This is a genomic window from Mycobacterium sp. IDUB_3, from assembly GCF_055419585.1.
Genome location: NZ_JBVAXZ010000001.1, coordinates 1,622,340 through 1,644,663 on the forward strand (window position 1 = coordinate 1,622,340; position 22,324 = coordinate 1,644,663).

Below are 22,324 nucleotides of genomic sequence, written 5' to 3' on the forward strand. Positions count from 1 at the left end.
GCCCAACCTCGCGGTGCGCGCGGCCGCTACGACTTTGTCGAGCTATTCTCGTCGGCCACCACCCCGCGCGCGACGAGGTGATCGATCAACGGCACCGCACCGGCGGCAAGATGTTGGGACATCGCCGCGCGGGCGAGCCGGTCGTCGTGCTTTTTCAGTGCGGACAAAATCCGCCGATGGTCCTGCATCGATTGCTCGGGCCAGCCCTCGATGGCGGGAAACACCGATTCGGGGGCATAACGGGTGATCTGCGACATCAGCTGAGCGAGCTTGGGCGAGTCCGCCGCGACATTGATGGCGCGGTGAAATTCGTGATTCAGCCGCACCGTGCGCTCGTGTTCATCACCTGCGTACGCGTCCTCCAGCTGCGCCTGGATCTCCTTGAGCTCGTGCAGTTGGTCATCGGTGATATTGAGCGCCGCCCGCGCGGCCAACTCACCGCCGACGTGCGCCTGCACGTTGGCGACATCGGTGACGTCGCGTCCGGTGACCGGCAGCACCACGAAGCCCCGGCGCGGCTGCTGGTTGATCAGGCCTTCGGCGCACAGCGCGAACAATGCCTCACGCACCGGTGTGACACTGATACCCAGCTCCGCGGCCAATTGGTCCAACCGGACGTATGATCCGGCGGCGTACGCGCCGTCGAATATCCGCCCACGGATGATCCGCGCGACGTCCTCGGAAAGTTGAGGCCGCGCAGCGAATTCCGGCACGCTCATCTGCTCACACCTGATACTCGGCGAGCAGTCGCTTGCTGATGATGTTCTTCTGGATCTCGCTGGTGCCCTCGCCGATCAACAGGAACGGCGCGTCGCGCATCAGCCGCTCGATTTCGTATTCCTTGGAATAGCCGTAGCCGCCGTGGATCCGGAAGCTCTGCTGGGTGACCTCGGTGCAGAACTCGCTGCACAGGTACTTGGCCATCCCGGCGGCGACGTCATTGCGCTCCCCCGAGTCCTTCAGCCGCGCCGCGTTGACCATCATCAGGTGTGCCGCTTCGACTTTGGTCGCCATCTCGGCGAGCTGGAAGGCGATCGCCTGATGCTCGGCGATCGGCTTGCCGAAGGTCTCGCGTTGTTGCGCGTAACGCACCGCGAGCTCGAAGGCACGAATCCCGAGACCACAGGCACGCGCCGACACGTTGACGCGACCGACCTCGATGCCGTCCATCATCTGGAAGAAGCCCTGGCCGGTGGCGCCGCCGAGCACGTCGTCGGCACCGGCCCGGTAACCGTCGAAAATCATCTCCGTGGTTTCGATGCCCTTGTAGCCCAGCTTCTCGATCTTGCCCGGAATGCGCAGGCCGGGAACGACTTCGCCGAAGCCGACCGGCTTCTCGACGAGGAACGCGGTGAGGTTGCGGTGCGGTTTGTCCGACCCTTCGTCGGTGCGCACCAGCACCGCCACCAGCGTGGAGGTGGCGCCGTTGGTCAGCCACATCTTCTGACCGTCGATGGTGTAGGTGCCGTCGTCATTGCGCCGGGCCCGGGTGCGGATCGCGGCCACATCGGAGCCCAGCCCCGGCTCCGACATCGAGAACGCGCCGCGGGTCTCACCGGCCGCCATCCGCGGCAGGAACCGCTGCTTCTGCTCCTCGGTGCCGTGCTGCCGCAACATGTACGCCACGATGAAATGCGTGTTGAGCACGCCGGACACGCTCATCCAGCCGCGCGCCAGCTCCTCGACGCACAATGCGTACGTCAACAGTGACTCGCCGAGCCCGCCGTACTCCTCCGGAATCATCAGGCCGAACAGGCCCATCTCGCGCATCTGGTCGACGATCGCCTGCGGGTAGGTGTCACTGCGCTCCAGTTCGGCCGCGTGGGGAATGACTTCCTTCTCGACGAATTTCCTTACCGTGCCGATGATCTCGGTCTGCACCTCGGTCAATCCGAGGGTCTGGGCGAGTTTGGTCATGTGCTGTGTTTCCCTTCCGGCTGCTCAGCAGGCGATGGTCTTGGCGTCGGCCAGGCGCTCGATGTCGGCGGCGCTCAATCCCAGACGCGCGAGAACCTCGGCGGTGTCCTGGCCGAGGGCCGGCGCGGGCCCGCTGGCCGGATGCGCGCCGTCGAATGCGGCCGGCAGGCCCGGGGCGAAGTACTCTCCGAGACCGGGTTGGCGCAGCCGCGAAAACATCGGATTGCCAGTGACCTTCGGCCCCGCCGCGACCTCGGCGAAGGTGCGGTACCGCTCGAACAGCACCGTGGTCGCGGACAGCGCGGCGGTGATCTCATCGGCCGTGTGCTCGCTGAACCAGGTGGCGAACAGGCTCGACAGCACGTCGCGGTAGCGGTAGCGGTCGCCCTCGGACCCGAAATCCGCACCCAGCGCCTCGGCGAGCGCCGACACCGCGGCGCCGGTGCCCGTCACCGCGAGCAGGTCGCGAAAGTGCCGGCCGGTCAAGGTAACCACCATGAATCTGGCGCCGTCGCTGCTGACGAAGTCCTGCCCGTACTGGCCGTAGATGGCGTTACCCAGCCGTTCGCGTTGCGTCCCATTGACTTGCGGCTCGGTCAGCAATCCCAGGTTGGCCGCGGTGGCCAGGGCGACGTCCTCCAGCGCCAGGCTGATCCGCGCCCCCGCGCCGGATTGCTCGCGGTGGCGGACGGCGGTGACGACCGCCAGCGCCGCATAAAGCCCGCAGCACACGTCCCAGGCCGGTAGCACGTGATTGATCGCGCCGCCATGATCGGCCGGACCGGTGACGAGCGGGTAGCCGAGACCCGCGTTGATGGTGTAGTCCACCCCGGTGGAACCGTCTCCGCGCCCGAGTAATTGGACGTGGATCACGTCGGGGCGCTTGGCCGTGAGCACCTCGTGGCTGAGCCAGGACAAGCCCGCGGCGTTGGTCACCACGATGCCGTCACCCTCGACGATCAGCCGCTGGACCAGTTCGTGGCCCTCTCCGGACCGCAGATCGATGGTGGCCGAACGCTTTCCCTTGTTCAGGCCGGTCCAATAGATCGAGGTGCCGTCCGCCGCCAGTGGCCACCGTTGCACATCGGACGCACCGCCGATCGGGTCGACTCGGATGACTTCCGCGCCAAGCTGACTCAGCGTCATGCCGCACAGCGGCGCGGCGACGAAACTCGAAACCTCCACCACGGTGAGGCCGTGCAGCGGCAACGCCGAATCGGTCATTGCGATGCGACCCGTTCGAACACGGCCGCCAGGCCCTGGCCGCCGCCGATGCACATGGTCTCCAGGCCGTAGCGCGCCCCGCGGCGATGGAGCTCGCGCGCCAACGTGGCCAGCATCCGGCCGCCCGTCGCGCCCACCGGATGGCCCAGCGAGATCCCCGAACCGTGCACGTTGGTCCGATCGTGATCGGCTGCGCCGAAGTTCCACTCCCGCATCACCGCAAGCGCTTGCGCCGCAAAGGCTTCGTTGAGCTCGATGAGGTCGATGTCGGACAGCTGCAGGCCCGCCTTGGCCAGCGCGACCTCGGTCGCGGGCACGGGCCCGATGCCCATGACGTTGGGCGCGACTCCCGCCACCCCCCACGACAGCAGGCGCACCAACGGCTTCAGGCCGTATTCGTCGGCCTTCTCCGGCGTGGTGACCACGCACATCGACGCCGCGTCGTTCTGCCCGCTGGCGTTGCCGGCGGTCACCGTCGCCTCCGGATCGTCCTTCAACAGAACGGGTTTGAGCTTGCCCAGCGACTCGACCGACGTATCGGCGCGCGGGTGTTCGTCGGTGTCGATGAGTTCCTCGCCGCTACGGGTGCGGACCGCGACTCCGATGATCTCCTCGGCCAGGATCCCGTCTTTTTGCGCTGCGACGGCACGCTGGTGGGATCGCACCGCGAGCTCGTCCTGCTCCTGGCGTGAAATGCCGTACTGGCGGCGCAGATTCTCGGCCGTCTCCAACATTCCGCCCGGCACCGGGTAGTTCCGGCCGCCGGCGGTCGTACGTCCCCGGGCCAGCCCGTCGTGTACCTGAACGCCGTTGCGGGCGCCGCCCCAACGCATGTCGGTGGAGTAGAAGGCGACGTTGCTCATGCTCTCGCAGCCCCCGGCGACGACGAGGTCGTGGTCCCCGGCACGCACCTGCAGGCACGCTTGAATGACCGCTTGCAGGCCCGAGCCGCAACGCCGGTCCACCTGCATGCCCGGAACCGTCACCGGCAGACCGGAATCCAACGCCACCACGCGCCCGATCGCCGGCGCGTCGCTGTTGGGATAGCAGTGGCCGAGTATCACGTCCTGCACGGCCTCGGGCGCCAGCCCGGTCCGCTCGAGAAGCCCTTTGAGCGCGGTGACGCCCAGGTCGACGGCGCTGCACGCCTTGAACATTCCGCCGTAGCGGCCGATCGGGGTGCGAACGGGTTCACAGATGACGGCCTCGACACTCATAGGTGGCGGCCACCGGTGATTTCCATAACGGTGCCGGTCATGTACGACGACAGATCCGAGGCCAGGAACAGCGCCACGCTGGCGACCTCGCTGGGCTCACCGGCCCGACCCAGCGGTACCTCGGCAACCTTGGAATCCCAAATGCGCTGCGGCATGGCCTCCGTCATGGCCGAGCGGATCAGGCCGGGGGCAATCGCGTTAACCCGGACGCCCAGGTAGGCCAGCTCTTTGGCGGCGGCCTTGGTCATGCCGACGATGCCCGCCTTGGCCGCGGAGTAGTTGGTCTGGCCGATCATGCCGACCTTGCCGGACACCGAGGACATGTTGATGATGACGCCGCGCTTGTTTTCGCGCATGACGTTGGCGGCCAGCCGGGTCCCGTTCCACGTTCCCTTCAGGTGCACGTTGATCACCTGATCGAATTGCTCCTCGGTCATCTTGCGCATCGTCGCGTCCCGGGTGATCCCGGCGTTGTTGACCATGATGTCCAGGCCGCCGAAACGCTCGACCGCGGTCTGGATCAGGGTTTCGACGTCGGAGGACTGGGTGACATCGCACCGAACCGCGATCGCGACGTCATCGCCACCGAGTTGCTTCGCCACGACCTGGGTTTCCTCGAGGTTGACGTCGCCGAGCACGACCCGCGCACCCTCGGCGACGAAGCGTTCCGCGATGGCCAGACCCAGCCCCTGCGCTCCGCCCGTGATTACCGCGGTCTGACCTGTCAACAACGCCACTGTCGATCACACACCCTTCACTGTTATCGCCGCCACCGGGCACCCGTAAGGCAAATATCATATTTGATATAGGATCCTGCTCTGAACCGGGGTGCCCCGGATTCGAGAGAGGAGTGTGGAGCACATGGCCACCGCCGAAGTCGCGGAAGTCTCTGACGAGGACTTCCGCGAGATCCTCGCTCAGACAAGACAATTCGTCCGTAGCGCCGTTGTCCCCCGGGAGCAGGAGATCCTCGACACCGACCGCGTACCGGACGACCTGCGCGACGAGGCCAAGAAGATGGGCCTGTTCGGCTACGCGATTCCCCAGGAGTGGGGCGGCCTTGGCCTCAACCTGATGCAGGACGTCGAGCTGGCGATGGAGCTCGGCTACACGTCGCTGGCGCTGCGGTCGATGTTCGGCACCAACAACGGCATCGCCGGGCAGGTGCTGGTGGGGTTCGGCACCGACGAGCAGAAATCCCGCTGGCTGGAGTCGATTGCGTCCGGCGACGTCGTCGCCTCCTTCGCGCTCACCGAACCCGGGGCCGGATCGAACCCGGCCGGCTTGCGCACCAAAGCCGTTCGCGACGGCTCCGGAAAAGACGCGGCTTGGGTCATCTCCGGGCAGAAGCGCTTCATCACCAACGCGCCCGTCGCCAATCTCTTCGTGGTGTTCGCGCGTACCCGGCCGGCGGACGATCAGGGTCCGGGGATCGCCGTCTTCCTGGTCCCCGCGGACGCCGCCGGCGTCGAGGTGGGCGCCAAGGACGCCAAGATGGGCCAGGAGGGCGCCTGGACGGCCGACGTCAACTTCACCGATGTTCGCGTCGGCCCCGAGGCGCTCGTCGGCGGCAGCGAAGACCATGGATATCGGGCGGCCATGACCTCGTTGGCCCGCGGGCGGGTGCACATCGCCGCGCTCGCGGTGGGCGCCGCGCAACGCGCGCTGGACGAATCCGTGTCCTACGCCGCCACCGCGACGCAGGGCGGGGCGCCGATCGGAAGCTTCCAGTTGGTGCAGGGCATGCTCGCCGACCAGCAGACGGGGGTGATGGCCGGCCGTGCGCTGGTGCGCGAAGCCGCCCGGCTGTGGGTCGCCGACGAGGATCGCCGGATCGCACCCTCGGCCGCCAAGGTCTTCTGCACCGAAATGGCCGGCAACGTCGCGGATCTCGCGGTGCAGATTCACGGCGGCACCGGTTACATGAGAGGCGTTGCCGTCGAACGCATCTACCGCGACGTGCGCCTGCTGCGGCTGTACGAGGGCACCAGTGAAATTCAGCGGTTGATTATCGGATCGAATCTCGTCAAGGCGGCGCAGCGATAAGTGGCCGAACCCAACAGAGGAGCATCTATGAGCGGCAAGCTTGCCGGAAAAGTGGCATTCATCACCGGCGCGGCCCGCGGCCAGGGCCGGGCGCACGCGGTGCGGATGGCCTCCGAAGGCGCCGACATCATCGCCGTCGACATCGCCGGCAAGCTGCCGTCCTGCGTGCCCTACGATCCAGCGACGCCGGATGACCTGAGGGAGACCGTGCGGCTGGTTGAAGAAACCAACCGCCGTATCGTCGCGTCGGTGGTGGACACCCGCGACTTCGACGGGCTGCGCAGGGTCGTCGACGACGGTGTCGCCGCGCTGGGGCGCCTGGACATCATCGTCGCCAACGCAGGCGTCGCGGCCCCGCAGGCATGGGATGACATCACCCCGGAAGACTTCCGTGACGTCATGGACATCAACGTGACCGGCACCTGGAACACGGTGATGGCCGGTGCGGACAAAATCATCGAAGGGGGCCGCGGCGGCTCCATCATTTTGATCAGTTCTGCGGCCGGGATGAAGATGCAGCCGTTCATGATTCACTACACCGCCAGCAAGCATGCGGTCACCGGCCTGGCGCGGGCCTTCGCCGCGGAATTGGGGAAGCATTCGATCCGGGTCAACAGCGTGCACCCGGGGCCGGTGAACACCCCGATGGGATCTGTCGACATGGCCGCCGCGGTGGGCAAGACAATGGAAACCAACCCGCAGCTTTCGCACGTTCTCACGCCGTTCCTGCCCGACTGGATCGCCGAGCCGGAGGAGATCGCCGATACCGTGTGCTGGCTGGCCAGCGACGAGTCGCGCAAGGTCACCGCCGCCCAAATCCCGGTCGACCAGGGCTCGACGCAGTACTGATCATCGGTCGCACGGGAATAGCTCCGCGGCCCCCGCGTTTGCACTCGGCATGAAAGCCTTCAGCGAAACCGAGCGCCAGGAATTCCTCGCCGACAAGCATGTGGCGGTGCTGTCCGTCGCCGCCACCGAAGGCCGCCCGCCGGCCAGCGTCCCGATCTGGTACGACTACACCCCCGGGGGAGACGTCCGGATCATGACCGGGGCGTCCAGCCGCAAGGCCCGCCTGATCAAGCAGGCGGGCGCCGTGACGCTGGTGGTTCAGCGCGAGGAGCCGCCGTACCAGTACGTCGTGGTGGAAGGCACCGTCGTCGAGACCACCAACCCGGCCCCGGCGGACCTGCAGGAGTCGATCGCCATCCGCTACCTCGGCGAGGAGGGCGGGCGCGCCTTCGTGCGCAGCATGGAGGGCGTCGAGGAGGTGCTGTTCACCATCCGGCCTGACCGCTGGCTGAGCGCCGACTTCACCGGCGACCTCTGACGCCTTCAGCCGATCAGGTCCAGCGTCCCGAGCTCGCGGATCGCCTGGCAGCCGCGGCTGAGCATGGTCAGCACCATGTCGTCGCCGCGCTCGGTGGCCGCGGCGAACGCGAAACCCAGTGCCGAGATCAGCGGGGCCTGCAACACCCCGAGCCGGTAATCGCGCCAACAGATTTCGCGGTCGTAGTCGCTGACACCGCCCGCCGTCAGCGCGCGGTGGTAGTCGGCGACAAGCTCTTCTTCGATGCCGGCGCGCAGTTCCGAGTTGAGGCTGGTCGCGGTGAAGTAGGCGAGATCCCGGGCCGGCAACCCCACGCCGAGCGTCTGCCAGTCGACCACGCTGACCCTGGTGCGCTCGGGATCGAACAGCAGGTTGTCCAGCCGGTAGTCGCCGTGCAATAAGGCGAACCGGTCGTACTCGGACAGCAGCCACGGCGCGATCGAACCCATTGCCGCGCCGAAGGTCTCGCGGTCTTCCGGACTCATCCGATCGCCCAGCTTGTCCAGCGTGATGTCGGCGCTCATCTTCGCCACCTCGCCCATGCCACTCGCACCGGCCTTATCCGGCCGGCCGAACGCGATGCCCGGGAAATCGAGCCAGACGGGATCACACCAACTGGGCGCGTGCAGGCCCGCCAGCGCGGTAACCGCAAGCCGCGCTTCGGTTTCGCCGCAACCGACCAGCTGATCTCCCTGCACCGCCGGCGCCTGATCGGCGAGCAGCAAAGCGAAATCCATTGCGTCCTCGGTGATCTCGGAGTAGAAGCATCGCGGTGTGGGCACCTGGACCCGATCCACCACCGAGGAGTAGAACGCGCATTCGCTGCGGTAGCCGATGACCACCCGGTCGCGCACCGTGTCGTCCTGGGCGGGCAGCTTGATCACAAACGTCTGCGGCAGGTCACCGGGATCCGTCGCGTAGCGAGCGGTCACCCGGTAGGTCGCGCCCGTCTGTCCGGTGCCGATGGCGACCACGTCCACCTCGGCGACCTCGACGGGTGTGCCGCCGCCGGACAGCGCGGCCGACAACCACTGCGGGGTCACGTCGGCGGGGTAACGCGGTATCGACAGCACAGCACTCATAAGCAGCACGCCTCCTGTACACAGACAGCTCTGTCCGACTGACAAACTGTAAGGCATACCGCAAGAGTTGCGGTCAACCGCGGTGCGCTAGTCGGCCAGAATCCGCCATTCGGCGGCTTCGTGCTGCTGCCGCCAGAATTCGTCGAAACGGCCGCCCGCAGCGAGCAATTCGTCAACCGTTCCATCCTCGACCACGCGGCCGTTGTCGACGAACAAGACGCGGTCGGCGTGACTGATGCTGGCCAGCCGATGCGCGACGATCACCTGGGTGCGCGATTGCGGGTCGGCGGTGAGGGCGTCGACCACCGCGGCCTCGTTCTCCGTGTCCAGCGCGCTGGTCGCCTCGTCTACCAGCAGTATCGGTGCGGGCTTGAGCAACGCGCGAGCGATGCTGACCCGCTGCCGCTCACCACCGGACAGTGCCGAGCCGGCCTCGCCCACCACGGTGTCGGCGCCGTCGGGCAGCCGCCCGACGAGCTCGTCGACACGGGCGAGCGCCACCGCCCGGGTAAACCGCTCGTCGCCGGCGCCGGGATCTCCGGCGAGCACGTTGTCGCGGATCGACCCGTGAAACAGGTACGGATGCTGGAACACCACGCTGCTGGCCGCCCGCCGGGCGTCGCCGTCCAGCGTCGCCGCGTCGACCCCGTCTATCAGCACCCGGCCGCCGGTGGGCTCATGCAGCCCGGCGATCAGCGCCAGGATGGTGCTCTTGCCCGAACCGGACGGTCCGACGATCGCCGTCGTGCTGCCCGGCTCCAACGCGAAGCTCACCCCGTCGAGCACCGGCGCACCCGCGCCGTCGTAGCGGAACACCACATCGTCGAACTCAATACGAGGCGCCGCGCCGCCGGCCAGCGTGGCGGCGCCGGCATTCATCAGCGGCGCGGTGAGCACCGAACGGATGTTGTCGAGAGTGGCGCGGGTGCTCTCCAGCGCCGGCGCCAGCTCGCTGATGGTGGTGAACGGCTCCAGGTAACGCACGACGACGACGATCAACGCGATGGCCTCGGCCACCGTGAGGGTTCCGTTCACGGTCAGCGCGGTGGTCGCCCCGGCCAGCAGGATCAGTGCGAGCTGGCTGGCGAGGCTGAACAGCAGCTGCCCGGGGACCTGCATGGAAAGCAAGCGCATGGTGGCGCCATGTTGTGCGGTCAGCGCGTCGCCGACCAGGCTTCGCGCCGGCTCGACACGCCGCGCGGCCCGCAGCGCCTGCTGAGTGCGCGCGAACTCGATGATCCGCTCGGTGAGCGCGCTATTGGCGTCGGCCGCCGCGGCATCGGCGCGCCGCGCCAAGCGGGCCGACCCCCACAGCGCGCCCAACAGCAGCGGCAGGCCGCCCAGCGCGGCGGCCCCCAGCTGCCAGGAGACGGGCAGCAGCACCAGCGCGATCGCGGCGGGCAGCAGGATGGCTGAGATCAGCGGCGTGAGCAGGTTGACGACCAGGCCGACGAGTTCCGGTCCGGTGGCCGCGATCGCCTGCCGCGCCGTCGCGGTGTGCTCGGCGGTGAACCAATCCAGCCGCACGCCGGGCAGCCGATCCGCCACATCGTGCTGGCTGTGATCCAGCACCGCGAAGCCCAGGTTGAAACCGATACGCGCCGTTGCGGTGTCGATCACCCAGCCGGTCACCGTCGCCGCGGTCAGCCAGCCCAGCCAGACCAGCGCCCGCTGCGGGGCGTCACTGAACAACGCCCCGACCAGCGGGACCAACAGCACGGTGGCCACCGCGCGCACCACCACGGAGATCAAGGCCAGCACCGTGTAGGTGACGACCCGGTTGCGGCGATCCGCCGGGACCAGACTCAGCCACGTGCGGATCATCGTGCCCCCTCGCCCGTCGTGGCGGCCACCTGATCACGGCGGCCGCCCTCCCACAGCCGCCGGTACCGGCCGTCGGCGCTCAGCAACTCGTCGTGAGTGCCGCGTTCGACGATGCGGCCGTGGTCGAGCACGACGATCTGGTGGGCCCGGGTGATCGTGTGCAATCGGTGCGCTATCACCAGCACCGTGCGGTCCTGAGTCAGGCGGTTGAGCGCTTGCTGCACAAGGTATTCCGATTCGGGGTCGGCAAAGGCGGTAGCCTCGTCGAGGATGAGCACCGGGGTGTCGGCCAGGATCGCGCGGGCGATGGTGAGCCGTTGGCGCTCACCGCCGGAGAGCCCGCTTCCGGCGCCGAGCATGGTGTCGTAGCCGTCCGGCAGTCGCATGATGCGGTCGTGGATCTGTGCCTCGCGCGCCGCCTGCTCGATTTGCGCCGCGGTGGCATCGGGGACGGCCAGCGCGATGTTTTCCGCCACGGTGCCGTGCACCAATTGCGTTTCCTGCAGCACGAATCCGACCTGAGCATAGAGCTGGTCGGCGGTCATCGACCGAATATCCTGTCCCCCAACGCGGATGGCGCCCTGCCCGACGTCGTGGAACCTGGCCAGCAAGGCGGCCAGCGTCGACTTGCCGGATCCGGAGGGGCCGACCAGCGCGGTGACCGTCCCGGGCCGCAAGGTCAGCGACACGTCGTGGATGACGGGAACGTCGGGGCGGTAGCCGAAGCCGACGCTGTCGAACACCACCGTGGCGGCCGGATCCCGGTGGGCTTCGTCGTGGTCGCGCACGGCGAGGTCGGCCTCGTCGAGAGTGTTCTGCAGGCGCCGCGCGGCCAACATGCCGGCGCGAATGCCGCCGAGGCCGTACGCGATGCCGAGCAGCCGCGCGCCAAATGTGGTGCCCAGCAACAAGAACGGCAACAGATCCACCGGATTCATCCGCCCGGTGACCACCAGCAGAGTCCCCATGACGGCGATGAGCCAGAGGAACGTGGAGGGACGGGTGACCAGGTCCATGAAGGTCTTCTTACCGGCCAGCGGGCGCTGCCAGGCGACCAGGAAGCCGACGTATTCGTCTAGGCGGCGCCGGAAGCTGGATGCGGCGGCCCCGCCGAAGACGCGGATCACCGGCTGGCCTTCCAGGTATGCGCCGGCCTCGCCGCTCATCGTCTCTGCCCAGCGCTGCGACTGCGGGATCCGCGGGCCCGACTGAATCGTCAGCGATGACGTCAGCACCAGGTAAACCAGGACGGGCACGAACAACACCAGCGCCACCCGCCAGTCGACGGTGAACAGGTAGATCAGCACCGCGACCGGCGCGACGGCCGCGGCCACCGCATCGGGGATGGCGTGGGTGACCAGGTAGTGCAGGGACAGCGTGTCGTCCTGCAGCAGTTGCTTGATCGATCCCGACCCGCGTGCGGTGAACCAGCCCAGGGGTAGCCGAGACAGCTTGTGCAGCAGTCGTGATCGCAGATCGCGCGCGAATCGGGCGTCGACGACGTGAAGCCAGAGCGTGAGCGCGGCACCGAACAACGCACCCAGACCCAGCAGCGACACCGCGGCGATACCGATATCCCACAACCGAGACGCGGGTGCCCCGGAAACCAGGCGCCGGGCCAACTCGACCAGCAACACGAACGGCGCCAGTTGCACCAGCGTGATCACCGCCTGCAGCACGCCCGAGACGATCAGCGCCGACCGCAGCGGCGCGAGCAGCCTGCCGGCGCCCTGGGCTCGCCAGTTCCCGCGGGCCGCCGGGGTTGGGGCCCCGTCGGGTACCTGTGCAGCCGATTCCAGTTGCGCGGCAATGTCTTCCGTGGACACGCTGGGCAAGACGCCGTCGGATGCCTCCGGCTCGTCGCCGCGCCGGGTGCCCATCGCGCGCCCGGCGCTCCAGTAGGCCTGGGCGTGCACCTCGGATTTGGGAAAGCCGAACTCGTCGCGCAGCCGCGCTCGCACCTGCTTGAGCGTCGTGGCCTCGGGCGTCGCCCACGCGTACCAGTCCGACCAATCCCGGCTCTCGATCGCGGCGGCCAGCGACTTCTCGTCGTGGCGGGCGACCCAGTGCAGCCGCAGCCGGGGATGCTGCGCGACCGGGATCAACCTGTCGTTGTCGTCGTGCTGTTCGAGGTACATCTCGATCGGGACGTCGTCGGGGACGACCCCGATGATCCCGTTCATCCCGGGGATGGACGCCGAGTCGCCGATCAGCAGGTACCCGGCCGGCTGCTCGTCGGGCACGTCGAATCGCGACGAGCCCATCAGGGCCATGACCGCGATGGTCGCCCCGGGCTGCACGGTGCGCGCCCAAGACGACGCCGGGCCGGCGGGATCGTGCAGCACGATGTCGACCGCGAAACGCCCCGCGGGGACATCCGCCTCCGAAATCGTGTAGGCGCGCTGGAATTCAGTTTTCGATCCGTCCGGGTCCGGGAACCAGAACCGCAGCCACGCAGCCGGTTCCGCATCGACGTCTTCGAACAACGTCGGCGACGTCATGCGCACCCGCACGAAATGCGGGGCGATCCGGACGGTTTCGATCACCGTCGCGGTGTGGTCGCGCGCGCCGAAGCTGCGCAGCATCACACCGGAGAATCCGCGCGCCATTAGCGGTCCTTTCTCGCGGCGCCCCGCGCCGCTACGGCCTCGCCGATCTGACGACCCGGCGAGGCCACGGATCGATGCGGCCAGCATGGCCCGCACACACCCTGGATTCGACACCTGCCACGACCCCGCGTGGGCGCCGAGATCACCGGCCAGCTGGTCACGACTTGGTACGTTACCCCACAAACTAAGGGTTGCCTTACCATAGGTCAACCGGGGCGCCGCCCAGTAACCTGGGAGACATGAGCGGTGGATCGGCGGCACCCGTGTTGCTCTACGACGGGGTCTGTGGGGTGTGCAACCGATCGGTGCGCACAATCCTTCGGTTCGATCCCACCGGTCCGCTGCGCTTCGCGGCGTTGGAGGGCGTCTTCGCCAAAGCGATCGTCGAGCGGCACCCTGAGATCGGCAGCGTTGACTCGGTGGTGTTCGTGGATGACCCGGGCGGCCCCTCGGAACGGGTGGCAGTCCGATCCGAGGCGGTGCTGCGCGTCGCGCATTATCTGGGCGGACCGTGGCGAATGTTCGTGGTGGCGCGCGTCATCCCGGCTCCGCTGCGCGATTGGCTCTACGACAGGTTCGCCGCGATCCGCTACCGTATCGGCGGCAAGTACGACAGTTGTCCGCTGCCGGCCCCGGAGGTTCGCGCCCGCTTCGTGGCGGACTGACCGGCGTCAGTCAGTGCCTGGCAGCGCCAGACGGGTTTGGCGCCGACGTGTCGTCATGGGGTGTCAACAGTGCGGGCGGAGGGACTCGAACCCTCACGCTCTTTCGAGCACCGGCACCTAAAGCCGGCGCGTATGCCAATTTCGCCACGCCCGCGCGCGAAGCGATCGTACAGCTTTGACGCCTACACAACTTGTCGGTGAGTGGCCCGACGAATTCGTCGGGCCCAGATCGTCAGCGGTACGGTCAAGGGGTGTCCACTACGCATCGTCGCAGGCCCGCGCTCATCGCGCTGGTGATCGTCGCGGCGTGCGGCTGCCTGGCCCTGGGCTGGTGGCAGTGGACCAGGTTCAATTCCGTCTCCGGCTCCTTTCAGAACCTCGGCTATGCGTTGCAGTGGCCGCTGTTCGCCGGATTCTGCGTGTACGCCTACCGCAAATTCGTTCGGTATGAAGAGGAACCGCCACAGCCGCGCAGCACAGACACGATGACGGAGATACCCGCCGGGCTGCTGCCCGAGCGACCTAAGCCCACGCCGCAGGCTTCCGACGACCCCGCGCTGCGCGAGTACAACACCTACCTGGCCGAGCTCGCCGCGCAAGACGCCGAAAAGCAGAAGAGGACAACCGCATGACCACACCGGAGACGCCCGGATCATCAGTGCCCGCAGTGCCCGTCGACAAGATCCGCACCGCGCTGCTCGGCTACCGGATCATGGCGTGGACGACGGGTTTGTGGCTCATCGCGCTGTGCTACGAGATCGTCTCGCACCTCGCCTTCGGCCACGAGATCCGGTGGATCGAAGTGGTCCACGGCTGGGTGTATTTCATCTACGTGCTGACCGCCTTCAATTTGGCGGTCAAGGTGCGCTGGCCGCTCGGCAAGACGGTCGGCGTGCTGCTGTCCGGGACCATTCCGCTACTCGGCATCATCGTCGAGCACTTTCAAACCAGGGACGTCAAGGCACGTTTCGGGTTGTAGACCCGCGCAGCTCCCGAGGGCACGGCACCGCGAGTGCCCGCCTCCGAGCGACAACGCCGACGCACAACACGTTGTCGCTAAGAGGCGGGCAAAAGGTCAACCACCGCGATCCGGGGCTGGCGTGACGGAAGTTGCCGACCCCGGGGGCTTGGCGCCCTAACCCCCGGATCGGGCCAGCGATTCCAGCGCCGGCAACAGCAGCCGCAGCGCGCGACCGCGATGCGAGACGGCGTCCTTCTCCGACGGGCTCAGCTCCGCCGCAGTGCGGTCATGCCCCTGGGGAACGAAGACCGGGTCGTAGCCGAAGCCGCCGTCGCCGCGAGGTTCGCGGGCAATGCTGCCGGGCCACTCGCCGCGGACGACGACCTCGCCGGCGGCCGAAACGAGCGCACACGCGGACACGAACGCCGCACCGCGCCGTCCGTCGGGCACGTCGCGCAGTTGCGCCAGCAGCAACGCGGTGTTGCACGCGTCATCGCCGTGCCGACCCGACCAGCGCGCCGACAAAACACCCGGCATGCCGTTGAGCGCGGCAACCTGCAGCCCGGAATCGTCGGCGACACTTGCCAGCCCGCTCGCGGCGAACGCGTCCCGCGCCTTGGCCAACGCGTTGTCCTCGAAAATCGCGCCGGTCTCCGGCGCTTCCTCGAACGGCGCCACGTCGTCGAGCGACACCAACGCCAATCCCGTCAGGCCGGCCGCGTCGAGTACCCGCCGCAACTCGGCCAGCTTCTTCGGGTTGCGGCTGGCGACCAGGAGCCGGGTCAGCTGCCGAACGCCTTCGGCGCCGGGGCCCCCTCGGGGAGCACACCGGGGTACGGCTGCTGGAGCGCCTCGCGCTGCGCGGCGAACAGCTTGTCGCAGGCGGCCAACGCCACGTCGAGCAGCTTGTCCAGCGTCGACCGCGGGAACGTCGCCCCCTCACCGGTCCCCTGAACCTCGACGAGGGTCCCGGTGTCGGTGGCCACCACGTTCATGTCGACCTCGGCGCGGGAGTCCTCCTCGTAGGGCAGGTCGACCCGGATCCGCCCGTCGACCACGCCGACGCTGACCGCCGCGATCGCGCAGGACAACGGCCGAGGATCCGACAGCTTGCCCGCCGCCGCGAGATAGGTCACCGCGTCGGCCAACGCCACGAAGGCGCCCGTGACGGCCGCGGTGCGGGTGCCGCCGTCGGCCTGCAAGACGTCGCAGTCGACGGCGATGGTGTTCTCCCCGAGCGCCGCCAGGTCGATGCACGCCCGCAGCGACCGCCCGATCAATCGGCTGATCTCCTGGGTGCGCCCGGACAGGCGGCCCTTCACCGATTCGCGATCCGAGCGGGTGTGGGTTGCCGACGGCAGCATCGCGTACTCCGCGGTCAGCCACCCCAGGCCCGATCCCTTGCGCCAGCGCGGCACCCCTTCGGTCACGCTGGCGGTGCACATGACCTTCGTGTGGCCGAATTCGATCAATACCGAGCCGGCGGGGTGGTCAGTGAAACCGCGCGTGATGACCACGGGCCGAAGCTCGTCGTCAAGGCGGCCGTCTTCTCGTCTCGTCACGCCGCCAACATTAGCCCGCCGACGATGCGCGCCCCGCGCTGAGGAGGCGGCCAAGTCAGGCACAGTCGCGGGTGGCTCAGACCCTCTCGGAACGGCGGATGTCGAACGTCTCACCGCACACCACCGCGTGCACGGGACCGTCGAACTCCGCCTTGGCCTCACTGATCACGTCCTCGCGCGAGGTCCACGGCGGGATGTGCGTGAGCAACAGTTCGTGCACGCCGGCCGCGGCCGCGGCCCGGCCGGCCTCGGTGCCCGACAGGTGCAGCGCGGGCGGACGGTCCGGCGCATGCGTCCACGACGCCTCGCAGAGGAAGACATCGGCGTCGCGAGCCAGCTCGATGAGCTGATCGCAGGTACCGGTGTCGCCGCTGTAGACGAACGAGGCGCCGGAGGGATCGGTGATCTTCAAGCCGTAGGACTCGGTCGGATGCGCCACCACTCGCGGTGTCACCGTCAGCGCGCCGATCGTCACCGGCTCACCGTCGACCCAATGCCTAACGTCGAAAATGTCCGAACAGTCGTCGATCTCACCGCCGTAGGGGGACGACGCGGCGCCCAAGCGAGACCACGTGTCCCCCGGGCCGTAGAGCAACGCCTTACCCAGCGGACGCGTCGGGTGGTAGCGCCGCCACACGAAAAGTCCGGGCAAATCCAGACAATGGTCGGCGTGCAGATGCGACAACAGCACGTGTACGGAACCGGGGTCGGCGTAGCGCTGGAGGGCGCCGAGAACGCCCCCGCCGAAGTCGATGACCAACGGCGGAGTGTCCGGTGCCCGGAGCAGATAACCCGACGCGGGCGAATCCGGACCGACCACGCTGCCCGAGCAGCCGAGCACGGTTATTCGCACGGACACTACTGTGCCATGCCCGATAGGACCGTGACGAAAACATCGCCGCATTGGTGTGACGAGAATCTCGTCCGCAGGTCAATCAATGTGCACCTGATGAACGGGCTGGACGCCGGTGACCGCCGGACCCAGGAAGCGCGCCGCCAAAACGGTGAATGCTTCGGGGTCGCCGGTGGCTTCGAAAACCCGTGTCGCGGGGGGCGCGTCGTGAGGCCGGAGCACGTCCCGTTCGGTCAGCACCCGGAGCACCTCCTTGGCGGTTTCCTCGGCGCTGGAGACCAGCGTCACGTTGTCACCCATCGCCAACTGGATGAGCCCGGACAGCAACGGATAGTGGGTGCAACCGAGCACCAGCGTGTCCACCTGCGCGCGCTGCAACGGCTCCAAATAGCCCTCGGCCAGTCCGAGCACCTGACGGCCGCTGGTCACGCCGCGCTCCACGAAGTCGACGAAGCGCGGGCAGGCCACCGCGGTGATCTCGGTGTCGCGGGCCGCGGCGAACGCGTCCTGATAGGCGTGCGAGTTGATGGTCGCCTGGGTGCCGATGACGCCGATCCGCCCGTTGCGGGTAGTGGTGACCGCGCGGCACACCGCCGGCAGGATCACCTCGACGACGGGCACGTCATAACGTTCGCGCGCGTCCCGCAGGCAGGCAGCGGACGCCGTGTTGCAGGCGATGACCAACGCTTTGACGCCGCGGCCGACGAGGTCGTCGCCGATGGCGAGCGCGTGCGCGCGGACGTCGGGGATGGTCAGCGGGCCGTACGGACCGTGGCCGGTATCGCCGACATAGATGATGTCCTCGTCGGGCAGCTGGTCGATGATCGCCCGCGCGACGGTGAGTCCCCCGACACCGGAGTCGAAGACCCCGATGGGCGCCATTGCTGAGCTCATGTCTTGGGCCGCGAAACGGTGGTGCCGGCGTTCCTCGATGTGCGGCCCTTACGTTCCGGCGCGGACAGCAGGTAGGCGGCCACGACGCCGGCGATCGCCCCGCACAGGTGGCCCTGCCATGACACGCCACCGCACCTACCGAGCACGGGCATGGCTCCGAGCAGGACGCCGCCGTAGGCGAACATCACGATCAGCCCGATGATGATGTCGCGCATCCGGCGCACGAAGATCCCGAACACCAGCAGGAAGGCCAGCCAGCCGAAGATCAAGCCGGAGGCACCGATGTGGTCGGTGGGGCCGCAACTGCTGCCGACGTTGCCGATGAGCCAGGTGCCGAAGCCGCCCAGGATCCACACGATGGCGGTCGCCCAGACGAACCGGGACAGGCCGGCCAGCGTCATCAGGAAGCCCAGGATCAGTAGCGGCACGGTGTTGGCCATCAGGTGCTGCCAGCTCTCATGCAACACCGGGGAGAAAACGATGCCCCACAGGCCGTCGGCTTCCAGCGGCCTGATGCCGTTGGCGTCCAGCGAATGCCGGGACAGCTGGTCGATCAGCTCGACAAGGTAGAGCAACACCACGAAGGTGAGGATGGTGGCGGCGCCCACCGTCGCGGTGGACCGCTTCGTCGGCTGGGCGGCGCGCGCGCCGGGGCGTCCCCGCGGGGTCGTCTTACCCATGGCTGCCCTTCCAGCGTGTTTCCAGCATGTCAAGGCTACCGGCCGCAGCGGCCGGTCGATCTCATCGACCGAATGCCCCCGGCAGCACATCGCGGTAGCTCGGTATGCCGGCGATCGATTCCGCGGCCAGCACACCGCCCAGCACCGCTGCCGCCAGGCAATCGGCGGCAGCGATGCCCACCTCGGTGGCCAGCCGCGTCTCCGGGGAGAAGGCAGCGGGCGAATCCGCGGCGGGTGGTACCTCGACCGCCCCGGTGGCCAGCACGAACACCGTGTCACCGTCGACCGGCGTGTGCGCCGGCCGGATGCTGCGGGCCAGGCCGTCGTGAGCGCAGATCGCCACCCGTCGGCACGCCGCCGAGCTCAGGGCGGCGTCGGTGGCCACCACTGCGATGACCGTGTTGAGCGGGCTGTCCACCGGATTCGACGGGGACGGCAACCGGGCGAAAGCGTCGATCTGCTCGGCCGGCGGTGGCCGCAGGCCGAACTCCCGGGTCAGATCCGCCATCCACGGCAAACCGGTGCCCCGGTCGACGACCTCGCCCGCGGAGTTCACCACGGCCACCGCTCCGACGGTTACCCCGGACGGCAGCACCCTCGACGCGGTCCCGACGCCACCCTTCAGCGCGCCGGCGCGCGCCCCCACCCCGGCACCGACCGTCCCGACACCCATCGCCGCGCCGTCCTCGGCGGCCGCGCAGGCGGCGTAACCGAACTCGGCCGTCGGGCGGCACTCCCAGGCGCCGACCGGCAGATCGAAGATCACCGCTCCCGGCACGATGGGCACCACCCCACCGTCCATCGCCACGCCACGCTCGCGTTCCTCCAGCCAGCGCATGACACCGTCCGCGGCGGCCAGACCGTAGGCGCTGCCGCCGGCGAGCAAGACCGCGTCCACGTACCGCACGGTGTTGGCCGGGTCCAGCAGGTCGGTCTCGCGGGTACCGGGCGCGCCGCCGCGGCAATCGACGGCGCCGACGGTGCCCGGCGGGGTGAGCACGACGGTGACGCCGCAGGCCCAGCCGGCGCCCATTGACGCGTCGGGGTCCAGTCGTTGGTGGTGGCCGACGCGGATGCCCCCGACGTCGGTGATGGCGTTCATCGGTCGCGGGACCCCATCAGCACCAGGACCAGGTACTCCTGCAGCACCGTCAGCCACTGATACACATCGAAGTGCACGGCCAGCGGGTGGTCGGCCGGCAGACGCTCGGGACCCTCGGGCCCGACCTCGAGCATGACCCCCAGGGTCAGCCGGATGTCGTTGACCGCCGCGACCCAGGAGTTCGCGTCGTCCTCGGTCAGCTCGAAGCGGCCGCCGTCGTCGGGAATCGTGCTCAGTAACCGCTGTGCGGCAACGCGTTTGGCGTTGACGATGTCGGGCTCGTGCAGGCTGCGCAGCGCGGCGTTGAGGCTGTCCGCATCATCGGGCGGCGCGGTATCCTCGTCGTCGCGCCGGTAGAAGTCGGGCAGCAGCCGACGCAATGTGGGATCTGTCGGCGGATCGGCGTTGCCGGTCTTGATGCCGGTGATCTCCTCGAGTTCGTCTGCGGGCGAGGAAGAGTCACGCTCGTCGAGCAGGCCGATCATCGCGGTGGCCAGGTTCTTGAGCAGGGCGGCCTCATGCGAAGCCAGGGACGACCGAAAACGGGGACCACTCGCGGTCTCGACCCGCTTCCATTTGCGCACAGGGAATCGCCAGCGCCTCAAGCTTCAGCGGTCCTGCTGCATGGTCGCCCACAAACCGGCGGCGTGCAGCTTCGACACATCGACTTCCATGGACTCCCGGCTGCCGGCGGACACCACGGCCTTTCCTTCGTTGTGCACCTGCAGCATCAGCTTGGTGGCGTGCGGCTCGCTGTAGCCGAACAACTTCTGGAACACATACGTCACGTAGGTCATCAGGTTCACCGGGTCATCCCAGACGATCGTGACCCACGGACTCGCCGTGACCTCTACCGGAGCGGACTCTCGTTGTCCTGTAGTGCCCGGCTTAGTGGGCGCTGACATAACAACCATGGCCTACACGATACCGAGGGTCGGACGACGTTTCCGAGCCCCGATCGCAGCCGATACCTTTATGGAATGAACGACCCGGTCGTTACTGGGCTGCTGACCGACAAGTACGAGCTGACGATGTTGGCGGCGGCGCTGCGAGACGGCAGCGCCGACCGGCGGACAACGTTCGAGCTCTTCGCCCGCCGGCTCCCCGAGGGCCGCCGCTACGGTGTGGTCGCCGGGACCGGCCGGCTGCTCGAAGCGCTGCCGCAGTTCACCTTCGATGACCAGGCATGCCAATCGCTGGGGCAATTTCTCGACCCGCACACATTGCGGTACTTGCGCGAATTCCGGTTCGGCGGTGACATCGACGGCTACGCCGAAGGCGAGCTGTACTTCCCCGGCTCCCCGGTGCTGTCGGTGAGCGGGACGTTCGCCGAATGCGTGGTGCTTGAGACACTGGCGCTGTCGATTTTCAATCACGACACCGCGGTCGCGTCCGCCGCGGCGCGCATGGTCAGCGCGGCGCGGGGACGCCCGCTGATCGAGATGGGGTCGCGGCGCACGCACGAGCAGGCGGCCGTCGCCGCGGCCCGCGCCGCCTACCTAGCCGGCTTCGCGGCGTCGTCCAATCTGGAAGCCCAGCGCTGCTACGGGATACCCGCCGAGGGCACCTCCGCGCACGCGTTCACCATGCTGCATGCCCGTGCCGGCTCCCACACGGAATCGACCGAATTGGCCGCTTTCCGGGCGCAGGTCGACGCGCTCGGCGTGGACACCACCCTGCTGGTGGACACCTATGACGTGACGACGGGTGTGGCCAATGCGGTGGCCGCCGCCGGCACCGGGCTCGGTGCGGTGCGCATCGACTCCGGCGAGCTGGGTGTGCTGGCCCGCCAGGTGCGTGAACAGCTCGACAGGCTGGGGGCCACCGGTACCCGCATCGTGGTCTCCGGCGACCTCGACGAGTTCTCCATCGCCGCCCTGGCCGCCGAGCCGGTGGACAGTTACGGCGTGGGCACGTCGCTGGTGACGGGCTCGGGCGCCCCGACGGCGAACATGGTGTACAAACTCGTCGAGGTGGACGGCTTGCCGGTGCAGAAGCGCAGCAGCCATAAGGGATCTCACGGCGGGCGCAAGGAGGCGCTGCGCCTGTCGCGCGGTTCGGGCATCATCACCGAGGAGGTAGTGTATCCCGCCGGCCACCAGCCCGCCGTCTCCGATCCGGCCCGGGTGTTGACCGTCCCGCTGGTCCGCGCTGGAGAACTGGTGTCCAAACCGAACCTCGCCGCGGCGCGCGAACTGGTAACTTCCGGGCTGCGCAGTCTGCCGTGGGAGGGATTGAACTTGTCGCACGGCGATCCCGCGGTCACGACGACGCAGATTCCCGCCGGCCGGCGCTAGCACCGCCCGAAAAGATGCCGCGGCGCGAGCGCCGCCCCGAACAGCGAAGAGGGTAGCCACGTCC

23 protein-coding genes and 1 tRNA gene are annotated in these 22,324 nt (G+C 68.3%); 7 read left to right on the forward strand and 17 right to left on the reverse strand.

The features are described from left to right. Positions 1 to 26: 26 nt before the first annotated feature. From ACZYVJ_RS07030 to fabG, 5 genes are read right to left on the reverse strand one after another with little or no spacing between them, the layout of a single operon-like run. Positions 27 to 719, reverse strand: a complete 693-nt coding sequence (locus ACZYVJ_RS07030) for a GntR family transcriptional regulator (RefSeq protein WP_463830352.1) — start codon at positions 717 to 719, stop codon at positions 27 to 29. 4 nt (positions 720 to 723) lie between these two features. Then, a complete protein-coding gene (locus ACZYVJ_RS07035) occupies positions 724 to 1,917 on the reverse strand; it encodes an acyl-CoA dehydrogenase family protein (RefSeq protein ID WP_463830353.1) in 1,194 nt (397 codons plus the stop codon). Between the two features lie 24 nt (positions 1,918 to 1,941). Continuing rightward, positions 1,942 to 3,141 (reverse strand): CoA transferase, encoded by a 1,200-nt coding sequence (locus tag ACZYVJ_RS07040; protein WP_463830354.1) that lies wholly within the window; start codon positions 3,139 to 3,141, stop codon positions 1,942 to 1,944. Next, a complete protein-coding gene (locus tag ACZYVJ_RS07045) occupies positions 3,138 to 4,358 on the reverse strand; it encodes an acetyl-CoA C-acetyltransferase (RefSeq protein WP_463830355.1) in 1,221 nt (406 codons plus the stop codon). Before ACZYVJ_RS07045 ends, ACZYVJ_RS07040 begins: the two co-directional genes overlap by 4 nt. After that, positions 4,355 to 5,095, reverse strand: a complete 741-nt coding sequence (fabG, locus tag ACZYVJ_RS07050) for a 3-oxoacyl-ACP reductase FabG (RefSeq protein WP_463830356.1) — start codon at positions 5,093 to 5,095, stop codon at positions 4,355 to 4,357. The genes ACZYVJ_RS07045 and fabG overlap by 4 nt, the downstream gene beginning before the upstream one ends. A gap of 124 nt (positions 5,096 to 5,219) precedes the next feature. Between fabG and ACZYVJ_RS07055 the strand changes: the two genes are divergently transcribed. The 3 genes from ACZYVJ_RS07055 to ACZYVJ_RS07065 are packed head-to-tail and all read left to right on the forward strand — an operon-like array spanning position 5,220 to position 7,731. Further along, a complete protein-coding gene (locus tag ACZYVJ_RS07055; protein ID WP_463830357.1) occupies positions 5,220 to 6,404 on the forward strand; it encodes an acyl-CoA dehydrogenase family protein in 1,185 nt (394 codons plus the stop codon). A gap of 27 nt (positions 6,405 to 6,431) precedes the next feature. Next, a complete protein-coding gene (locus ACZYVJ_RS07060) occupies positions 6,432 to 7,253 on the forward strand; it encodes a mycofactocin-coupled SDR family oxidoreductase (protein WP_463830358.1) in 822 nt (273 codons plus the stop codon). 49 nt (positions 7,254 to 7,302) lie between these two features. Next, the gene (locus tag ACZYVJ_RS07065; RefSeq protein WP_065027352.1) at positions 7,303 to 7,731 is read left to right on the forward strand and encodes a pyridoxamine 5'-phosphate oxidase family protein; all 429 of its coding nucleotides are present in this window, start codon (positions 7,303 to 7,305) and stop codon (positions 7,729 to 7,731) included. Positions 7,732 to 7,736: 5 nt separating this feature from the next. Here ACZYVJ_RS07065 and ACZYVJ_RS07070 read toward each other — a convergent pair whose 3' ends face one another. From ACZYVJ_RS07070 to ACZYVJ_RS07080, 3 genes are all read right to left on the reverse strand, one after another. Then, complete coding sequence (locus ACZYVJ_RS07070) at positions 7,737 to 8,813, reverse strand: phosphotransferase family protein (protein ID WP_463830359.1); 1,077 nt, start codon at positions 8,811 to 8,813, stop codon at positions 7,737 to 7,739. Between the two features lie 87 nt (positions 8,814 to 8,900). Beyond that, a complete protein-coding gene (locus ACZYVJ_RS07075; protein WP_463830360.1) occupies positions 8,901 to 10,637 on the reverse strand; it encodes an ABC transporter ATP-binding protein in 1,737 nt (578 codons plus the stop codon). Next, positions 10,634 to 13,246 (reverse strand): ABC transporter ATP-binding protein/permease, encoded by a 2,613-nt coding sequence (locus ACZYVJ_RS07080; protein WP_463830361.1) that lies wholly within the window; start codon positions 13,244 to 13,246, stop codon positions 10,634 to 10,636. The genes ACZYVJ_RS07075 and ACZYVJ_RS07080 overlap by 4 nt, the downstream gene beginning before the upstream one ends. A gap of 239 nt (positions 13,247 to 13,485) precedes the next feature. Between ACZYVJ_RS07080 and ACZYVJ_RS07085 the strand changes: the two genes are divergently transcribed. Beyond that, positions 13,486 to 13,911 carry a thiol-disulfide oxidoreductase DCC family protein gene (locus tag ACZYVJ_RS07085; protein WP_463830362.1) on the forward strand — a complete coding sequence of 142 codons (426 nt, stop codon included), beginning with the start codon at positions 13,486 to 13,488 and terminating at the stop codon, positions 13,909 to 13,911. Between the two features lie 70 nt (positions 13,912 to 13,981). On the opposite strand, the gene ACZYVJ_RS07090 is transcribed toward ACZYVJ_RS07085, so the two are convergent. Beyond that, positions 13,982 to 14,065, reverse strand: a tRNA-Leu gene (locus ACZYVJ_RS07090). Between the two features lie 97 nt (positions 14,066 to 14,162). Between ACZYVJ_RS07090 and ACZYVJ_RS07095 the strand changes: the two genes are divergently transcribed. Together ACZYVJ_RS07095 and ACZYVJ_RS07100 are read left to right on the forward strand one after the other, a co-directional pair. Then, positions 14,163 to 14,543 carry a hypothetical protein gene (locus ACZYVJ_RS07095; RefSeq protein ID WP_463830363.1) on the forward strand — a complete coding sequence of 127 codons (381 nt, stop codon included), beginning with the start codon at positions 14,163 to 14,165 and terminating at the stop codon, positions 14,541 to 14,543. Continuing rightward, positions 14,540 to 14,890 carry a DUF3817 domain-containing protein gene (locus tag ACZYVJ_RS07100; protein WP_463830364.1) on the forward strand — a complete coding sequence of 117 codons (351 nt, stop codon included), beginning with the start codon at positions 14,540 to 14,542 and terminating at the stop codon, positions 14,888 to 14,890. The genes ACZYVJ_RS07095 and ACZYVJ_RS07100 overlap by 4 nt, the downstream gene beginning before the upstream one ends. Positions 14,891 to 15,046: 156 nt before the next feature. Here ACZYVJ_RS07100 and rdgB read toward each other — a convergent pair whose 3' ends face one another. From rdgB to clpS, 8 genes are all read right to left on the reverse strand, one after another. Further along, a complete protein-coding gene (gene rdgB, locus ACZYVJ_RS07105; protein ID WP_463832884.1) occupies positions 15,047 to 15,658 on the reverse strand; it encodes an RdgB/HAM1 family non-canonical purine NTP pyrophosphatase in 612 nt (203 codons plus the stop codon). Then, on the reverse strand, positions 15,655 to 16,434 hold the full coding sequence (gene rph / locus ACZYVJ_RS07110) for a ribonuclease PH (protein WP_463830365.1): 780 nt from the start codon (positions 16,432 to 16,434) through the stop codon (positions 15,655 to 15,657). The genes rdgB and rph overlap by 4 nt, the downstream gene beginning before the upstream one ends. Before the next feature lie 76 nt (positions 16,435 to 16,510). Beyond that, complete coding sequence (locus tag ACZYVJ_RS07115) at positions 16,511 to 17,293, reverse strand: cyclic nucleotide-degrading phosphodiesterase (RefSeq protein ID WP_463830366.1); 783 nt, start codon at positions 17,291 to 17,293, stop codon at positions 16,511 to 16,513. 72 nt (positions 17,294 to 17,365) lie between these two features. Beyond that, positions 17,366 to 18,181, reverse strand: a complete 816-nt coding sequence (gene murI / locus ACZYVJ_RS07120; RefSeq protein WP_463830367.1) for a glutamate racemase — start codon at positions 18,179 to 18,181, stop codon at positions 17,366 to 17,368. Continuing rightward, positions 18,178 to 18,861 (reverse strand): rhomboid family intramembrane serine protease, encoded by a 684-nt coding sequence (locus ACZYVJ_RS07125; RefSeq protein ID WP_463830368.1) that lies wholly within the window; start codon positions 18,859 to 18,861, stop codon positions 18,178 to 18,180. Before ACZYVJ_RS07125 ends, murI begins: the two co-directional genes overlap by 4 nt. Positions 18,862 to 18,922: 61 nt before the next feature. Then, positions 18,923 to 19,963 (reverse strand): P1 family peptidase, encoded by a 1,041-nt coding sequence (locus ACZYVJ_RS07130; RefSeq protein WP_463830369.1) that lies wholly within the window; start codon positions 19,961 to 19,963, stop codon positions 18,923 to 18,925. Beyond that, positions 19,960 to 20,547: an oxidative stress transcriptional regulator AosR gene (gene aosR, locus ACZYVJ_RS07135; protein WP_463830370.1), complete on the reverse strand. Its 588-nt coding sequence runs from the start codon at positions 20,545 to 20,547 to the stop codon at positions 19,960 to 19,962. The genes ACZYVJ_RS07130 and aosR overlap by 4 nt, the downstream gene beginning before the upstream one ends. 24 nt (positions 20,548 to 20,571) lie before the next feature. Continuing rightward, positions 20,572 to 20,877, reverse strand: a complete 306-nt coding sequence (gene clpS / locus ACZYVJ_RS07140) for an ATP-dependent Clp protease adapter ClpS (protein WP_066993518.1) — start codon at positions 20,875 to 20,877, stop codon at positions 20,572 to 20,574. Positions 20,878 to 20,943: 66 nt separating this feature from the next. Here clpS and ACZYVJ_RS07145 point away from each other — a divergent pair, with 66 nt between their 5' ends. Beyond that, complete coding sequence (locus ACZYVJ_RS07145) at positions 20,944 to 22,260, forward strand: nicotinate phosphoribosyltransferase (protein WP_463830371.1); 1,317 nt, start codon at positions 20,944 to 20,946, stop codon at positions 22,258 to 22,260. Positions 22,261 to 22,324: the final 64 nt, after the last annotated feature.

Bases quoted from the DNA above. Each gene is read 5' to 3' on its own strand.
- ACZYVJ_RS07035 (WP_463830353.1), bottom strand. From the start codon at position 1,917: ATGACCAAACTCGCCCAGACCCTCGGATTGACCGAGGTGCAGACCGAG.
- ACZYVJ_RS07100 (WP_463830364.1), top strand. From the start codon at position 14,540: ATGACCACACCGGAGACGCCCGGATCATCAGTGCCCGCAGTGCCCGTC.
- ACZYVJ_RS07130 (WP_463830369.1), bottom strand. From the start codon at position 19,963: ATGAACGCCATCACCGACGTCGGGGGCATCCGCGTCGGCCACCACCAA.
- ACZYVJ_RS07030 (WP_463830352.1), bottom strand. From the start codon at position 719: ATGAGCGTGCCGGAATTCGCTGCGCGGCCTCAACTTTCCGAGGACGTC.
- ACZYVJ_RS07145 (WP_463830371.1), top strand. From the start codon at position 20,944: ATGAACGACCCGGTCGTTACTGGGCTGCTGACCGACAAGTACGAGCTG.
- ACZYVJ_RS07125 (WP_463830368.1), bottom strand. From the start codon at position 18,861: ATGGGTAAGACGACCCCGCGGGGACGCCCCGGCGCGCGCGCCGCCCAG.
- ACZYVJ_RS07065 (WP_065027352.1), top strand. From the start codon at position 7,303: ATGAAAGCCTTCAGCGAAACCGAGCGCCAGGAATTCCTCGCCGACAAG.
- murI (WP_463830367.1), bottom strand. From the start codon at position 18,181: ATGAGCTCAGCAATGGCGCCCATCGGGGTCTTCGACTCCGGTGTCGGG.
- ACZYVJ_RS07060 (WP_463830358.1), top strand. From the start codon at position 6,432: ATGAGCGGCAAGCTTGCCGGAAAAGTGGCATTCATCACCGGCGCGGCC.
- ACZYVJ_RS07070 (WP_463830359.1), bottom strand. From the start codon at position 8,813: ATGAGTGCTGTGCTGTCGATACCGCGTTACCCCGCCGACGTGACCCCG.
- ACZYVJ_RS07045 (WP_463830355.1), bottom strand. From the start codon at position 4,358: ATGAGTGTCGAGGCCGTCATCTGTGAACCCGTTCGCACCCCGATCGGC.
- ACZYVJ_RS07055 (WP_463830357.1), top strand. From the start codon at position 5,220: ATGGCCACCGCCGAAGTCGCGGAAGTCTCTGACGAGGACTTCCGCGAG.
- ACZYVJ_RS07040 (WP_463830354.1), bottom strand. From the start codon at position 3,141: ATGACCGATTCGGCGTTGCCGCTGCACGGCCTCACCGTGGTGGAGGTT.
- ACZYVJ_RS07085 (WP_463830362.1), top strand. From the start codon at position 13,486: ATGAGCGGTGGATCGGCGGCACCCGTGTTGCTCTACGACGGGGTCTGT.
- clpS (WP_066993518.1), bottom strand. From the start codon at position 20,877: ATGGTTGTTATGTCAGCGCCCACTAAGCCGGGCACTACAGGACAACGA.
- ACZYVJ_RS07075 (WP_463830360.1), bottom strand. From the start codon at position 10,637: ATGATCCGCACGTGGCTGAGTCTGGTCCCGGCGGATCGCCGCAACCGG.
- ACZYVJ_RS07080 (WP_463830361.1), bottom strand. From the start codon at position 13,246: ATGGCGCGCGGATTCTCCGGTGTGATGCTGCGCAGCTTCGGCGCGCGC.